General features: G+C 60.3%; 13 protein-coding genes. 4 read left to right on the forward strand and 9 right to left on the reverse strand.

Annotated features, from left to right (window positions below; all coding sequences use genetic code 11):
• Positions 1-12: 12 nt before the first annotated feature.
• A complete protein-coding gene (gene tusA / locus CAF63_RS17730) occupies positions 13-264 on the reverse strand; it encodes a sulfurtransferase TusA (RefSeq protein ID WP_085686844.1) in 252 nt (83 codons plus the stop codon).
• Between the two features lie 65 nt (positions 265-329).
• Positions 330-1,403 (reverse strand): 23S rRNA (cytidine(2498)-2'-O)-methyltransferase RlmM, encoded by a 1,074-nt coding sequence (gene rlmM / locus CAF63_RS17735; RefSeq protein ID WP_085686846.1) that lies wholly within the window; start codon positions 1,401-1,403, stop codon positions 330-332.
• 222 nt (positions 1,404-1,625) lie between these two features.
• Here rlmM and acnA point away from each other — a divergent pair, with 222 nt between their 5' ends.
• On the forward strand, positions 1,626-4,367 hold the full coding sequence (acnA, locus tag CAF63_RS17740) for an aconitate hydratase AcnA (RefSeq protein WP_085686848.1): 2,742 nt from the start codon (positions 1,626-1,628) through the stop codon (positions 4,365-4,367).
• A gap of 288 nt (positions 4,368-4,655) precedes the next feature.
• On the opposite strand, the gene CAF63_RS17745 is transcribed toward acnA, so the two are convergent.
• Together CAF63_RS17745 and CAF63_RS17750 are read right to left on the reverse strand one after the other, a co-directional pair.
• Positions 4,656-5,471 carry an aminoglycoside phosphotransferase family protein gene (locus CAF63_RS17745; RefSeq protein WP_085686893.1) on the reverse strand — a complete coding sequence of 272 codons (816 nt, stop codon included), beginning with the start codon at positions 5,469-5,471 and terminating at the stop codon, positions 4,656-4,658.
• Positions 5,464-5,952: an SRPBCC family protein gene (locus CAF63_RS17750; RefSeq protein ID WP_007953087.1), complete on the reverse strand. Its 489-nt coding sequence runs from the start codon at positions 5,950-5,952 to the stop codon at positions 5,464-5,466. Before CAF63_RS17750 ends, CAF63_RS17745 begins: the two co-directional genes overlap by 8 nt.
• Positions 5,953-6,148: 196 nt before the next feature.
• On the opposite strand from CAF63_RS17750, the gene CAF63_RS17755 reads away from it, so the two are divergent.
• Both CAF63_RS17755 and CAF63_RS17760 read left to right on the forward strand, forming a co-directional pair.
• Complete coding sequence (locus CAF63_RS17755) at positions 6,149-7,069, forward strand: ADP-ribosylglycohydrolase family protein (protein WP_085686850.1); 921 nt, start codon at positions 6,149-6,151, stop codon at positions 7,067-7,069.
• A gap of 55 nt (positions 7,070-7,124) precedes the next feature.
• A complete protein-coding gene (locus tag CAF63_RS17760; RefSeq protein ID WP_007953090.1) occupies positions 7,125-7,529 on the forward strand; it encodes a lysozyme inhibitor LprI family protein in 405 nt (134 codons plus the stop codon).
• 112 nt (positions 7,530-7,641) lie between these two features.
• On the opposite strand, the gene peaD is transcribed toward CAF63_RS17760, so the two are convergent.
• The 5 genes from peaD to CAF63_RS17785 form a co-directional block, all read right to left on the reverse strand.
• The gene (peaD, locus tag CAF63_RS17765) at positions 7,642-8,760 is read right to left on the reverse strand and encodes a quinohemoprotein amine dehydrogenase subunit beta (RefSeq protein WP_085686852.1); all 1,119 of its coding nucleotides are present in this window, start codon (positions 8,758-8,760) and stop codon (positions 7,642-7,644) included.
• Positions 8,761-8,783: 23 nt separating this feature from the next.
• Complete coding sequence (gene qhpC, locus CAF63_RS17770; protein ID WP_008016081.1) at positions 8,784-9,107, reverse strand: quinohemoprotein amine dehydrogenase subunit gamma; 324 nt, start codon at positions 9,105-9,107, stop codon at positions 8,784-8,786.
• A 1-nt stretch (position 9,108) separates the two neighbouring features.
• Positions 9,109-10,539 (reverse strand): quinohemoprotein amine dehydrogenase maturation protein, encoded by a 1,431-nt coding sequence (gene peaB / locus CAF63_RS17775; protein ID WP_085686854.1) that lies wholly within the window; start codon positions 10,537-10,539, stop codon positions 9,109-9,111.
• Between the two features lie 95 nt (positions 10,540-10,634).
• A complete protein-coding gene (gene peaA / locus CAF63_RS17780; RefSeq protein WP_085686857.1) occupies positions 10,635-12,215 on the reverse strand; it encodes a quinohemoprotein amine dehydrogenase subunit alpha in 1,581 nt (526 codons plus the stop codon).
• A gap of 599 nt (positions 12,216-12,814) precedes the next feature.
• Complete coding sequence (locus CAF63_RS17785; RefSeq protein WP_085686895.1) at positions 12,815-13,015, reverse strand: hypothetical protein; 201 nt, start codon at positions 13,013-13,015, stop codon at positions 12,815-12,817.
• Between the two features lie 356 nt (positions 13,016-13,371).
• Between CAF63_RS17785 and CAF63_RS17790 the strand changes: the two genes are divergently transcribed.
• Positions 13,372-14,862 carry an aldehyde dehydrogenase gene (locus tag CAF63_RS17790; RefSeq protein WP_085686859.1) on the forward strand — a complete coding sequence of 497 codons (1,491 nt, stop codon included), beginning with the start codon at positions 13,372-13,374 and terminating at the stop codon, positions 14,860-14,862.
• Positions 14,863-14,866 lie beyond the last annotated feature (4 nt).

Below are 14,866 nucleotides of genomic sequence, written 5' to 3' on the forward strand. Positions count from 1 at the left end.
TTTGCTTTCAGATCAACCGGACTTCTTGCGGATCCAGTACAGAAAGGTCCCGGCCTCTTCGTGCTGCCCCACCAGTTCATGGTCAAGAAACACGCAGAACTTGGGGATGTCGCGGCGGGTCGACGGGTCGGTGGCGATCACCTTGAGCAGGCCACCGGGCACCAGGTCACGGATGTGCTGGTGCAGCATCATCACCGGCTCCGGGCAGTTGAGGCCCGTAGCGTCGAGGGTGCCGTCGACCGGCGTATTGATCATTTCACTCATGATTCACTCCTGAAACTGGCCGGCATTGTCGCCCAAGGCCGGGTGTTCGGTCACCTGTCGCGCGCTCAGCGGGCTTTGGCTTTCTTCACATCATGGCGGCGCAAATGGCAGGTCACTTCCTCGCGGTCGTGATACAGCTGCTTGCAGCCGATGTCGACCTTGATCCCACGGGCCTTGAAACCGTCGGCGATACGTTCGAGCAAGCGCTTCACTTCGGCGTAACGCTGCTTCATCGGCAATTTGAGGTTGACCACCGCTTCCCGGCAATGCCCCTCGCCGATCCACTCTTCGAGCATCGCGGCGTTGCGCGCCGGTTTCTCGACGATGTCGCAGACCATCCAGTCCACCGGCTGTTTCGGTTTGAAGGTGAAACCGTCAGCCATCAAGTGCTGCACCAGGCCGGTGTCCATCAGGCTTTCGGCCATCGGGCCGTTGTCGATAGCGGTCACCAGCATGCCGCGATTGACCAGTTGCCAGGTCCAGCCGCCCGGCGCCGCGCCGAGGTCAACGCCGGTCATGTCGCTGTGCAGGCGATCTTCCCACTGATCGCGGGGGATGAAGTGGTGCCAGGCCTCTTCCAGTTTCAGGGTCGAACGGCTCGGCGCCTCGCGCGGGAACTTCAGGCGCGGAATGCCCATCGGCCACATCGCCGAGTTGCCGGCGTCGGCCAGACCGAGGAACACCTCACGACCGCTTTTGAAGGTCAGCAGCAGGCGCGGCTTGCTGGCATCGTCCACCAGTTTGCCGGCGCCGGTCAGCGCCTTGCGCAGCGGGCCTTCGAACTTCTTGCAGAAGTTCGACAGTTCCTTGCCGTCGTTGGTGTCGACGACTTCCAGCCACAGGCTGCCACAGACCGGGAACTCAGCCATGTGCGCGAGGATCACGCTGATGCGGTCGTTTTCCGGCAGATCGATGAAAAACCCGCGCGCCCACTGGCGCGGGAAGATCAGCTCGGCGAAACGCTGACCGCGCATCAGGCGCTCGGCACCGTCTTCTTCGGTGCAGACAAACTCGGCGCAAGCGGTGGCCGGTTTGGCCTTGGCGTAGCCGGCCACGTTCAGTTGAGCGGCGAGGTCGGAAATCTCCGAGCAGACTTCGCCTTCGAAGCCTGGCCGGCAATGCATGAATAGGGTGTTCATTCTTACTCCTGGGCAGAGGGCGATCATTCATCCCCTGCGCGATGCCCAGACCCTGCGTTGAAGCAAAGCCTGTCACGAAAACCGGCGCATGATAGCCCATGTCGGAACCTTGGTTCTGTCCATAGAGTCCAGTTATTAGCCAGCTACCTAAAACAGGGCTAGGTTTAAAGCTCTATTCGTCCCCTCTATCCGTAGCCGTGCGGATTCAAAGGAGTGATCGTAATGCCGTCCCTCGATAGCCTGAACACCCTTAAAACCCTGAAAGTCGATGACAAGACTTACCACTATTTCAGCCTGCCGGATGCCGCCAAGACTCTGGGCGATCTCGACAAGCTGCCGATGTCGCTGAAAGTCCTGCTGGAAAACCTGCTGCGCTGGGAGGATGAAAAAACCGTCACCGGCGCCGACCTCAAGGCGATTGCCGCGTGGCTCAAGGAGCGCCGCTCCGACCGGGAAATCCAGTACCGCCCTGCCCGCGTGCTGATGCAGGACTTTACCGGCGTACCGGCCGTGGTCGATCTGGCCGCGATGCGCGCCGCCATGGCCAAGGCTGGCGGTGATCCGCAACGAATCAACCCGCTGTCACCGGTAGATCTGGTAATCGACCACTCAGTGATGGTCGACAAATTCGCCAGCGCCAGCGCCTTCGAACAGAACGTGGACATCGAAATGCAGCGCAACGGCGAACGCTACGCTTTCCTGCGCTGGGGCCAGAGCGCCTTCGATAACTTCAGCGTGGTGCCACCGGGTACCGGGATCTGCCACCAGGTCAACCTCGAATACCTCGGCCGCACCGTATGGACCAAGGACGAAGACGGCCGCACCTATGCCTTCCCCGATACGCTGGTCGGCACCGACTCCCACACCACCATGATCAACGGCCTCGGCGTACTCGGCTGGGGCGTCGGCGGGATCGAGGCGGAAGCGGCGATGCTCGGGCAACCGGTGTCGATGCTGATTCCGGAAGTGATCGGCTTCAAACTCACCGGCAAGCTCAAGGAAGGCATCACCGCCACCGACCTGGTGCTGACCGTAACCCAAATGCTGCGCAAGAAAGGCGTGGTCGGCAAATTCGTCGAGTTCTACGGTGACGGCCTCGCCGACCTGCCGCTGGCCGACCGCGCGACCATCGCCAACATGGCCCCGGAATATGGCGCGACCTGCGGTTTCTTCCCGGTCGATGACGTAACCCTCGACTACCTGCGCCTGTCCGGCCGTCCGACTGAAGTGGTGAAACTGGTCGAGGCCTACACCAAGGCTCAGGGTCTGTGGCGCCTGCCCGGTCAGGAGCCGGTGTTCACCGACAGCCTGGCGCTGGACATGGGCAGCGTCGAAGCCAGCCTCGCCGGGCCGAAACGCCCGCAGGACCGGGTATCTCTGCCGAATGTCGGTCAGGCGTTCAGCGACTTCCTCGACTTGCAATTCAAACCCACCAGCAAGGAAGAAGGACGCCTCGAAAGCGAAGGCGGCGGCGGTGTCGCTGTGGGCAATGCCGATCTGGTCGGCGAAACCGATTACGAGTACGACGGCCACACCTATCGCCTGAAAAACGGTGCCGTGGTAATCGCCGCGATCACCTCCTGCACCAACACTTCCAACCCAAGCGTGATGATGGCCGCCGGCCTGCTGGCGAAAAAAGCCGTGGAAAAAGGCCTGACCCGCAAACCGTGGGTGAAAAGTTCGCTGGCACCGGGTTCAAAAGTGGTCACTGATTACTTCAAAGCCGCCGGACTGACGCAATACCTCGATCAGCTCGGTTTTTCACTGGTCGGATACGGCTGCACCACTTGCATCGGCAACTCCGGGCCGCTGCCTGAACCGATCGAAAAAGCCATTCAGAAAGCCGACCTGACCGTGGCTTCGGTGCTGTCCGGCAACCGCAACTTCGAAGGTCGGGTGCATCCGCTGGTAAAAACCAACTGGCTGGCCTCGCCGCCGCTGGTGGTCGCTTACGCCCTGGCCGGCACTGTGCGCACCGACATCAGCAGCGAGCCGCTGGGTATCGACCAGCAGGGCAATCCGGTGTACCTGCGTGACATCTGGCCGAGCAGCAAGGAAATCGCCGACGCGGTGAATCAGGTCAACACGGCGATGTTCCACAAGGAGTACGCCGAAGTGTTTGCCGGCGACGAACAGTGGCAAGCCATCGAAGTACCGCAAGCTGCGACGTATGTCTGGCAGGCGGATTCGACCTACATCCAGCATCCGCCGTTCTTCGATGATATTGCCGGGCCGTTGCCGGTGATCGCCGATGTGAAAGGTGCCCGAGTGCTGGCGCTATTGGGCGATTCGGTGACCACCGACCACATCTCCCCTGCCGGCAACATCAAGGCCGACAGCCCGGCGGGGCGTTACCTGCGCGAGCAAGGCGTCGAGCCACGGGACTTCAATTCCTACGGTTCACGCCGGGGCAACCACGAAGTGATGATGCGCGGCACGTTTGCCAACATCCGTATCCGCAATGAAATGCTCGGCGGGGAAGAAGGTGGCAATACGATCTACATTCCGACCGGCGAGAAACTGGCGATCTACGACGCGGCCATGCGTTATCAGGCCTCTGGAACCCCGCTGGTGGTGATTGCCGGGCAAGAATACGGCACCGGTTCCAGCCGCGACTGGGCGGCCAAGGGCACCAATCTGCTGGGGGTGAAAGCGGTGATCGCCGAAAGCTTCGAGCGGATTCACCGTTCCAACCTGGTGGGCATGGGCGTGCTGCCGTTGCAGTTCAAGCTGGATCAGAACCGCAAGAGCCTGAACCTCACCGGCAAGGAAACCCTGGATATTCAGGGCCTGAGCGGTGTCGAGCTGACGCCACGGATGAACCTGACCCTGGTCATCACCCGTGAAAACGGGCGTCAGGAGAAAATCGAAGTGCTGTGCCGCATCGATACCTTGAACGAAGTCGAGTACTTCAAGTCCGGTGGGATCCTGCACTACGTGTTGCGCCAGTTGATCGCCTCTTAAACCTGCAGATACAGAAACACCGCCAATTGGCGGTGTTTCTGTTTAGGCACGGCACTTTTCTGCGGGCGAAAAAAAACCCGCCGAAGCGGGTTTTTCCCAAGACCATTATCGACTCCCTGTCGGCAGCGATCCTTGCTAATGGTCGATCATCCGTGATCCTGAAACACTCCCTGTGCTTCAGTTGATGAGGCTAGATTACGCAGTGGATCCAATCGGCAATAGTCGAAATAGCTACCATCGCGTGTAAGACATTCGCTATAGCGGGTCTTCCGAAAACCCTTAGACTTGTCAGGCATCGAGCGCAGAAGCCGCCAGTTGCGCGACTTTCAGCTGTCCTTTTGCCGCGGTTTGCTCGTCATCTTCCAGAAACCATGCGGCAGACAGTCCGGCGAACGCCAGTACCCATTGCAGCAGGCGTTTTCGCTCGACTCCCGCTGCTTCGCAGATCACATCAACTTGTCGCCGAAAGCGCTCAGGGTCGGTGGCCGTGGGCAAATCCGGGTTGCAGATCAGGTTGGCGTAGTCGTAGCCGCGCTCGCCCCGCACCCGCTTGGGGTCGATGGCCAGCCAGCCCCGTGGGCCGAAATCGAGGACGTTGTCATGGTGCATGTCGCCGTGCAGCACCACCACGTCCTCCGGTTCGGAGAGCAAGGTCTGGGCGGTTTGCAGGCAATGGGCGTAGGGGCCACCGTATCGGGCTGCGGCCACTCGTAATGAAACGAACCACGGCGCCAGTTCCACCAACGGCGGTGGCGGCGTCGGTCGCGGTGCGTGCAGACGGGCCAAGGCTCGGCACATGATCCGGGTGGCCTCGTCATCCTCGCCGTTGAGCGCCATGTGCATCAACGAACGCTGGCCCATCGCCCGCTCCAGCAACAGGCCTTCGTCGTGATGGGCGAGCACCCGAGCGGCACCGTCGCCATCCCACCAGGTCATCAACAGATTGCCGTATTTTTCTTCGTCGTCCACCGCGACTTTCAGCATCGCCGGAATTTCGTCCTGACGCACCGGCAACAGGCGGCTGCCCGGGGTGATGATCGGCTTGCCGTCCGGCGCCAGCGCCCAGCGTTCCAGCCACGGTGTGAACAGGTCGAGATCAGCCACCTTCACGCTCGCGGGCCCGGTCGCTCTCCGTGAGGAAGTGTTCAAGTCGACTCAACTGTTCCTCCCAGCCTCGACTGTCCATGTAGTAGGCCTCTTTCTGGCGCACGTCGGGAATGTGCGCGAAACCTGACTCGGAGACCTTCAGCAACGTGCCGTTCTCGTAGTCCTGCAGTTCGAATTTGACCAGGGTGGTCGGTTCCTGGGAGTAGTCGATTTTCGGGTTCACCGCGTACGGATGCCAGCGGAAAGAGAACAGCTGCTGCGGCTCGACCCGCTCCACCAGCACGTTCCAGAGCACATGTTCATAACCGGGGTACGTCACCTGCCCCTGCGTCCACTCGCCCGCGATAAACCGCCGGCCCTCCAGCGCAACGCCGAACCACTGGCCGAACGCCTCGGCATCGACCAGGGCGCGCCAGACATGGGAGCGCGGCGACCTGAGCATGATTTTACGTTCAAAGCTGTTGGGTACTGGTTTCATACGTCACCTCCTGTTTTGAACAGTAGGCTTGTATGACCACATGTCCAATCCGAAGTTGTATCAATCCAGTGCAACGGTCGGGTCTGATTGAAATATCCGGCAGTATTTCAGGGCGCCGGTTCGTCAGAATGCGCACGGATCAGCGCTGCGAAACTGATAACGTTCGCAGCGAATTGAACGACACAAGGACGTCATCATGCAGCCCTCCCTCCCCGAACGTTACCGTGGCGCCCTGCTCGGACTGGCCTGCGGCGATGCCGTGGGAACCACCGTCGAATTCCAGCCGCGCGGCAGCTTCCAGCCCCTGACCGACATGGTCGGTGGCGGGCCGTTTCACCTGAAGCCCGGTCAATGGACCGACGACACCTCGATGGCGCTGTGCCTGGCGGAAAGTCTGCTGAACAAAAACGGCTTCGATGCCGCGGACCAGATGGGCCGCTATCTGAACTGGTGGCAATGGGGTTATCTGAGTTCGACCGGCGAATGTTTCGATATCGGCATGACCGTGAGCCAGGCACTGGATCGCTATCAACACACCGGGGAGCCGTTTGCCGGCTCCAGCGATCCCTACAGCGCGGGCAATGGCTCGTTGATGCGACTGGCGCCCGTGGTTCTGTTTTATTTCCCCGATGCCCGGAAAATCAGGCGATTCGCCGCCGATAGTTCACGCACCACGCACGCAGCGCCCGAGGCCATCGAATGCTGCCAGCTGTTTGCCGAATTGCTCGGCAAGGCCCTGGAAGGCGCATCGAAAGCGCAACTGCGCACCCTGCCGCCAACAGCCTTCAGTCAGCCCAAAGTGGCGGCGATTGCCCGGGGCGAGTACCTGCACAAGACCCAGCGCGACATTCGCGGCAGTGGTTACTGCGTCGAATCCCTGGAAGCAGCGTTATGGTGCTTCCAGCACACCGACAGTTTTGCCGCCGCCGTCCTGCAAGCGGCGAATCTGGGCGATGACGCGGACACCACGGCTGCCATCGTCGGCCAATTGGCCGGCGCCCATTACGGCGTGCAGGGAATCCCGTTCGAATGGCTGGAAAAACTGCATGACGGAGAGGAAATTGCCGCGATAGCGGAACGGTTGCTCAACGCCTCCAGACACCGTGCACCTTGTTAGCGCCACGAAGTCGCTAAACTGCCCGGCACGTTCACTCATCAAAGCGAGATGACTCATGTCCCCACGCCTGCTTCTGGCCCTGACACCCTTTCTTTTCACTTCTGTTGCTCACGCTGCCGTGGACTGCGCCAATGCCAGCGATCAGGCGACGATGAATCAGTGCGCCGCGCAGGAAAACAAAGCGGCGGACAAGGAATTGAACACGGTTTATCAGCAGATTACCGCCCGGTTGAAGGATAACCCTGATGGCAAAAAACTGCTGGTGAGCGCGCAACGGGCGTGGATCGGCTTTCGCGATGCCGAGTGCAAGTTTTCGGCATCCGGCGTGGCAGGCGGGAGTGTTTATCCATTGATCTACAACAATTGCATCGCCTCGGTGACGAAGACGCGAACCGAAGCGCTCAAACAGTATTTGAAATGTGAGGAAGGTGACATGAGCTGCCCGGTGCCCGGGGCCTGATTTTTCGATTCTTTCAGAACCTCTTCGCGAGCAAGCTCGCTCCCACATTTGAACCGCATTTCCAATGTGGGAGCGGGCTTGCTCGCGAAGGCGTCATCCCTGACGCCGCTAATTACCGAACAAAAATCTGCGCCGTGGTAATCGCCATATCCCCACCCGGCAATTTGATGCTGCCGGTCTGTTTCATGGTCTCGGCATCAAAGATCGCCACGTCGTTGAAGGTCCCGGCCAAGTAAATCTTGCTCCCGTCCTTGTTGAACGAAATGCAGTAGTAGGAATGATCCAGTGTCGCCGCCTGAATCAGCTTTTTCTGCTTGATGTCGTACTTGGCCAGTCGATTGAGCACGCCGAACATCAGATTCGGATCCTTCGGCGAGCGCATGCCACTGAAGTAGATTTCGGTCAGTGGCCCGAAATCGGTGGTTTCGGTCTTGCCGGTTTTCAGATCGACGCTGAATAAGCCGTACAGGTATTCAGCGGTGGCCGGATCTTGCTTCTTGTCCTTGAACTTCGCTGCCGTGTACAGAAGCGAGAAGTCGTGGCGGTAAGTCTGTTGATTCCACACGTAAAGCACGTCCGGCGCGCTGTAGTTCGGGCGTTTCCAGTGACGACTGGGGATCAGAACGTCGAACTTGCCGCTCTTTACATCGACCTTGTACACATCGGCGCCGGCGACGTAGAGCGTGCCGTCATCGCCGCTCTGCATGATCGTCAACTGCCGTGGCGCCGGGAAGCTGCGCACCGGTTTGGCGTTCATTCCGGCGTCAGTGGCGTAGACGTCCAGCCGCGGCTGTTTGACCTCATAGCGGTCATTGAGCATCTGGGTCGGGTTGGCGACGGTGTACAGCTCCTTGCCGTCATGACTGACGGTGAAGGCAAACATCGACCGCGCCTTTTCCCCCGGCTGCTGGGTGATGCTGGCGTGGAACACCTGCTTGCAACTGTCCAGTTCGACCCCGTAAACATCGGCGTAATGGTTGTTCAGCACGTACGCGGTCTTGCGATCCGGCGAAAGTTGCACGGTGCCGGGGCCAAAGGCATCAGGCATCTTGCAGGTCTTGTACAGGCTGTCGGTCGCCAGATCGATGACGTGCAGGTTGTTCGGGTAGTTGGTGGTCAACATGTACTCGTGACCGTCTTGCAGCGCGGTGTTTTCATCGGCCAGAACCGGGAGCGCACAGGCGCTCAGAACCGCGAGTGCGGCAAGGCCGCAGGCTTTGATGTTGTGCATGCTGGAATCCTTCTTCTTAGGGATCACTTGTCTTTCGGAAAGACAGTGCCGAGGTTGCGCCAGTTGTCGTTGGACGCCTGGGCATCCTTGTTCCAGTCCGGGTAGGTGCTCATCATGTCCGGCACCTGGGCCGGCCACCAGCACGGATCGGAGCAGCCGTAGAGGTCAGCTTCCATCGGCTGGCACAGGGACGACACCCCGCCGAACGCATCGATTTCCCAACCCGGGTCGGTGGTCGAGGCACAGCCGGCGACGGAGCTCATCGCCACCACTTCTTCGATGCGGTTTTCATCCGCGGCCTGATCCAGCTTCAACGCTTTGTTATTGATTGCCTTGAGATGTTTCATATCAGTGAGCCTTGCGCGGAGTGATGTAGCTGCTGATGAACGCAGGGTTGTTGGCCATGATCCGGGTGTAGACCTCGATGCCGAAGTCGACCCAGTCACGCATCAGTTCGCAGTAGTGATAAGTCGGGTGGGCCGGGTCGCCGTAGCGGGCGTAGCTCTCGTGGTAGCAACCGCCGGAGCACAGGTTGCGGATCTGACAGTCATGGCAACCGGTGTTGGTGCGGTCCAGGCGCTGGGACAGGAAGTCGTTCAACTCGACCTGTTTAACGCCACTGTGGACGTTGCCAAAGGTCGGCAGCGACGAGCCGGTGAAGCGATGGCACAGATTCAGTTCGCCCTTGTGATCGACCGCCAGCATCTTCAATCCAGCACCGCACGGCAGAGCCTTTTTGTGACCTTCGTGGATGTCGGTGATCAACTGATGCAGGTTGGAGAAACCGATATTGCGGTGTTCCAGCGCAGCCTCCAGATAACGCAGGCCGAGGCGTTTCATGCTGGCGAACACTTCGATCAACTCGTCAGTGGTCAGGTTGAAGCTGCTGATATCACCGGACGTCACCGGAGCAAATCCGACTTCGGCAAACCCCAACTCGTTAAACAGGTGATCCCAGATGGTTTCAACGTCGGTGACGCCGGTGGTCAGGGTCACCCGCGCACCGACCGGACGACTGTTGTAACGCGAAAGCAGCATTTCAGCCTTGCGCCGCACCACGTCGTAGGTGCCCTGCCCGCCGACGGTGATGCGGTTGCGGTCGTGCACGGTTTTCGGCCCGTCGATGCTCACTGACAAGCCGAAACGGTGGGCATTCAGGTAGTCGACCGTTTCTTCGGTGAGCAACGTGGCGTTGGTGGTCATCACGAATTCGACGAACTTGCCGGCCTCGGCAAACCGCTTCTCGCAGTAATCGACCATGTACTCGATCAGCTTGCGATTGCTCAGGGGCTCGCCGCCGAAAAACACCACGGTGAATCGCTCTTCGTCCGGGGATTCACGCAGCAGCATTTCCACCGAGGCGATGGCGGTTTCGACGTCCATCTTCTTGCCGGCAGACGGCTTGTCGAGGTCTTCCTTGTAGCAGTAGGTGCAGCTCAGATTGCAGCCGGTGTTGACGTTGAGCACCACGGTGTTGATCGCCGTGCGCTCGACGCGTTTTACGGCGATGTCCGGCGTCAACGGCGAGCCGTCGCTGACCAGTTCCAGCGAGATCAGCTCGCGCAGGGTCTCGTTGATTTCCTCGCCGTTGAACCGTGCGCCGAGGCGCTGGATCAGGTCTTCCGAGGAGCAGCCGGGTCCGCGCAACGCATCGATGATGGTGCCGGTCAGTTCATCGCTGGCAAACAGCGAACTGCTGGGGATATGGAACAGCATGCGGTCGGCGTCGACGTGCACTTCGTGCAGATTACGTTCGACCAGATTCAAGATAGCGCCCATTGCAAACCTCCTGTGCAAGCCCCGCCTGGCGGGACTTGCGGTCATTCCGAAAAGTGTCTGAATCGCTGTCGCTCAGCTCAACTCACGTTTCAACATCAGGGAATGGGAGGATTGTTCCAGCGTTGCACGGTGACGATCAGGTGGCCTTCGCCGGTCAGGGATTTCCCTGCGTCGTCGACGGCGGCAATCACCTTGAGGTTGCCGGCATTGTTGGTGGACATCTTGCGCGCCGGATTCGGTCCGGCATCACCCGGGGTGAACACGCCCGCGTCGGCCTGCATGGTGCCGGCGAACTTGACGTCCTCGTCCTCTTTGGCGCGTTCGTCGAAGGCTTCGACTTTCCATTGCGCCGGGAACACGCCGATGCGATACGGCTTGCCGTCGGCACCCTTGCCCCAGGCTTCGGCGTCGAAGCGGCCCTGGACTTTCGGCGTCGAACCGCCGCCCTCGCCGATCCGTGCCACCGAGAATTCCGGCACCACTTTGACCGAGGCAATCTTGCTGTACACCGACAGGCTCGGGCCTTTCAGGCTGCCGACGCTGACCGCGCGCAGGCCCGGCTGGGCATTGGCTGCGGCTTTGACTCTGACCTTGATCCGGTCGGCGCTCTGCTCGACCACTTCGACCACGTCCACGCCTTTGCCGAAATTCGGCTTGCCGCTCAGACCGCTGCCGATCAGGGTCACTTCGGTTTCGCTGCCGGCCTTCACATAACCCGGCTGCACCGCCAGCAAGCGCTGCGAACCCTGTTTGGCAGCGACAAAGTCCAGGCCGCGCTCATCGTGCTCGGCCTCGAACATCCGGCCCTGCATGGCGTTGCCCTGTGCGGCGAACACCTGGCGCATGGTCACGCCATCAACGGTCACGTTGCCGCGCCATTCGTAGCCGCTGTAAAGGATTGCGCTGCCATCGCCGTTGAACGGGCTGCCGTCGGCGTACTGACCTTTGACGGCAACCTTGAAGGTGTCACTGCCATCGGCGGTGACGCTCATGATGCCGGCCAATTCACCCTTGCCCGGCAGGTGACCACTGAAGCTCCAGTCGCCGACCAAAGCTTCGGCTTTCGGTGCGTTTTTGATCCAGGACTGCCACGCCGGGTTATCGAGCGGATAACGCTTGGCCAACAGCGGGACCATTTCCTTGCGGGCGATATCGAACCAGTCGCGATCCCGGGCCAGCGCCTGATATTCCAGCGACGGCCATTGGCCGAGGTGGAAATTCACCAGACGTTCCCATTCCTGAGCCGGACGCCGTTGCAGAGCGACCCGCGCACCGGAGTGGCAGCGGCCGCACATCTGCGCGGTTTTCTCGTCGAACTGCTCGACCGTGTTCAGTCGCCGTTCCAGCGCGTAACGCACGCCATCGGTTTCGCTGGGCGCCAGGCCCTGGGTGTCGGCGAGGTATTTAACCAGCGTGCGACGGTCGTCATCGCTGATCTGCAAACCGTGCATGGTCTGCATCCGGGCGATGCTCATCAACCAGCCTTCCGGGGTCTTGCGCTGGTGGCTGATGCGGCTCAACTGCTCGCCGGCTTCAGGGGTATGACAGCCCTGACAGGTTTCCTTGAGGATGGTCTGGGCATCGCGGGCCGCCAGGCTGTACGGCGAATGCAGGGCCACGCAAGCGGCCACGGCCAGCAGGCTGGCGCTCATGCCTGATCGGAGTTTTCTCTTCATCAACGTCGAACCTCGCACGGTGCTTTCTTATTGTTGTGGCTTATCGTTTTATGGTTTCTGCCGTTCGTGGCGCTGCACGAACGGAGGCAAGCGAAACGTCTGCTGTGAGCAATACACGGAGCGTGCCAGCTTGCCGATAAGCTTTTCAATCAAGCAGTTACGTGAAGATCAAGGCGAAGTTGCGGTGCCGGCGGTGCGTGCCGGCGTCCAATTTCGCGACAACTGTTGCAGTCTGAGACAAGCATAGTTGTTGCGGCGTCAGCGACATTGCATCGCGCGACAGATGACCCGGAGCTGACAGCATCCCCCATGAAAAACCTCCAGGAGAGTGACGCCTGCCGAACCCACACGAAAACAAGCCCCGCCAATGACGGGGCTCTTGTGTTGGTTGTTGACCCGCGCCTAGCGAACAGAGTTGTCCGGGTGAACCTTGTAACGCCCACAAAACTCGCAAACCATCGAGCATTCACCTTGCGCGTGGGCCTTCGCTGCCAATGAACCGGAATCGCGCCGGGCAGCTTGAATTCGACGCTCCCGGTAACACGCATACGTGATCAGCAAACTAAAGGCCAATGACCAAAGACACAGAATTAAAGCCGTCATGATTTATCCTCGAGCATGGCAACTGCGAAAGAGGTGGCGATCAAGAAAATACTGCTGGTAGCCATCAAGGCACCTGCCCGAATCGTATCCACATCGGTCAGATCGCCGATCAACAGCGCCGCAAACCCCGTCACCAGAAATCCAGTCCCCACGCCTATCATGAAATTGGTTAGCCATCGAATGGTTAAGTTGTTCATCGACATCCCTGTGAAGACACTGACCCGCCAAATCCATGGCAGGAAAACCCTATACACGAAGCAACTTAGCTCGGACTTCATGCCTCCACCAGTCAGTAAAAACTGTCAGACGCGCGGCTTTTCCTACACCTGAAACGGCCCGATTTCGCCCAGGCCCCGTCACAGCGGCATTGGCTTTGTAGGACGCGTATCTTGCTTCTCAATGGGTGTCGCGTTTTGAGACAAATTCACGCCGGTTACCACTTAAATTCTTCCTCCGCCAGCCCATGCAACGGGGCTGTACGCCACCTTCAAGCATTTGGCACAACCATTGCGAAAGCCCCTCTCGGTCCCATCGAACAACAAGAGGTTTCGCCATGCCCCTGCCCTATCTGCTCCCTGCCACTTCGGCCTTCATCCAGCGCCCGCCACGCATGCTGATCGGCGGCGACTGGGTCGAAGCCGCCGACGGCCAGACCATGCCGCTGCACAACCCGGCCACCGGTGAAGTGCTGTGCGTGGTGCCTCGCGCCACCCCGGAAGATGTCGACCGCGCGGTGCTCGCCGCCCGGCAAGCCTTCGATGATTCAGCCTGGAGCCGCACCCGCCCGCGCGAACGGCAGAACCTGTTGTGGAAACTTGCCGACCTGATGCAGCGCGACGCCGAACTGCTGGCGCAACTGGAATGCCTGAACAACGGCAAGAGCGCGGCGGTGGCGCAGGTGATGGACGTGCAACTGGCCATCGACTTCCTGCGCTACATGGCTGGCTGGGCGACCAAGATCGAAGGTTCCAGCGTCGACGTTTCGTTGCCGCTGATGCCCGGCGATCAGTTCCACAGTTTCATTCGCCGCGAAGCAGTCGGCGTGGTCGGCGCCATCGTCGCCTGGAACTTCCCGTTGCTGCTGGCCTGCTGGAAACTCGGCCCGGCGCTGGCCACCGGTTGCACCGTGGTGCTCAAACCCGCTGACGAAACCCCGCTGACCGCGCTGAAACTGGCGGAACTGGTGCTGGAGGCGGGTTATCCGGAAGGCGTGTTCAACGTGGTCACTGGCACCGGCATCACGGCCGGTTCTGCCCTCACTCACAACCCGTTGGTCGACAAGCTGACCTTCACCGGCTCCACCGCCGTCGGCAAGCAGATCGGCAAGATCGCCATGGATTCGATGACCCGGGTCACCCTGGAACTGGGCGGCAAATCACCGACCATCGTCATGGCGGACGCCGACCTGAAAACCGCTGCGGCGGGTGCGGCCAGTGCGATTTTCTTCAACCAGGGCCAGGTCTGCTGCGCAGGATCCAGGCTGTACGTGCAGCGCAAGCATTTCGACAATGTGGTGGCCGATATCAGCGACATCGCCAACGCGATGAAACTCGGCAACGGCCTCGATCCAAGCATCGATATGGGCCCGCTGATTTCCGCGCGCCAGCAGGAGCGAGTCTACAACTACATCGAAATGGGTCGGGAAAGCGGCGCGACCATCGCCTGCGGCGGCGAGCGGTTCGGGCCCGGGTTTTTCGTCAAACCGACGGTGATTGTCGATGTCGACCAGCAGCATTCGCTGGTGCAGGAAGAGATCTTCGGGCCGGTGCTGGTGGCGATTCCGTTCGATGACGAGGCCGATGCGCTGCGCATGGCCAATGACAGCCCTTACGGATTGGGCGCGAGCATCTGGTCGAACGATCTGGCGGCGGTGCACCGGATGATTCCGCGGATCAAATCGGGATCGGTGTGGGTCAACTGCCACAGCGCGCTGGACCCGGCGCTGCCGTTTGGCGGCTACAAAATGTCCGGGGTCGGGCGCGAGATGGGGTATGCGGCGATCGAGCATTACACCGAGTTGAAGTCGGTGTTGATCAAGTTGTAATGAC

Origin of the sequence: Pseudomonas sp. B20(2017) (assembly GCF_002113125.1) — a bacterium.
In the GTDB taxonomy this organism is placed as follows: domain Bacteria; phylum Pseudomonadota; class Gammaproteobacteria; order Pseudomonadales; family Pseudomonadaceae; genus Aquipseudomonas.

Bases quoted from the DNA above. Each gene is read 5' to 3' on its own strand.
- qhpC (WP_008016081.1), bottom strand. From the start codon at position 9,107: ATGAAACATCTCAAGGCAATCAATAACAAAGCGTTGAAGCTGGATCAG.
- peaD (WP_085686852.1), bottom strand. From the start codon at position 8,760: ATGCACAACATCAAAGCCTGCGGCCTTGCCGCACTCGCGGTTCTGAGC.
- CAF63_RS17790 (WP_085686859.1), top strand. From the start codon at position 13,372: ATGCCCCTGCCCTATCTGCTCCCTGCCACTTCGGCCTTCATCCAGCGC.
- acnA (WP_085686848.1), top strand. From the start codon at position 1,626: ATGCCGTCCCTCGATAGCCTGAACACCCTTAAAACCCTGAAAGTCGAT.
- tusA (WP_085686844.1), bottom strand. From the start codon at position 264: ATGAGTGAAATGATCAATACGCCGGTCGACGGCACCCTCGACGCTACG.
- peaB (WP_085686854.1), bottom strand. From the start codon at position 10,539: ATGGGCGCTATCTTGAATCTGGTCGAACGTAATCTGCACGAAGTGCAC.
- CAF63_RS17750 (WP_007953087.1), bottom strand. From the start codon at position 5,952: ATGAAACCAGTACCCAACAGCTTTGAACGTAAAATCATGCTCAGGTCG.
- CAF63_RS17755 (WP_085686850.1), top strand. From the start codon at position 6,149: ATGCAGCCCTCCCTCCCCGAACGTTACCGTGGCGCCCTGCTCGGACTG.
- CAF63_RS17785 (WP_085686895.1), bottom strand. From the start codon at position 13,015: ATGAACAACTTAACCATTCGATGGCTAACCAATTTCATGATAGGCGTG.
- peaA (WP_085686857.1), bottom strand. From the start codon at position 12,215: ATGAAGAGAAAACTCCGATCAGGCATGAGCGCCAGCCTGCTGGCCGTG.
- CAF63_RS17760 (WP_007953090.1), top strand. From the start codon at position 7,125: ATGTCCCCACGCCTGCTTCTGGCCCTGACACCCTTTCTTTTCACTTCT.
- rlmM (WP_085686846.1), bottom strand. From the start codon at position 1,403: ATGAACACCCTATTCATGCATTGCCGGCCAGGCTTCGAAGGCGAAGTC.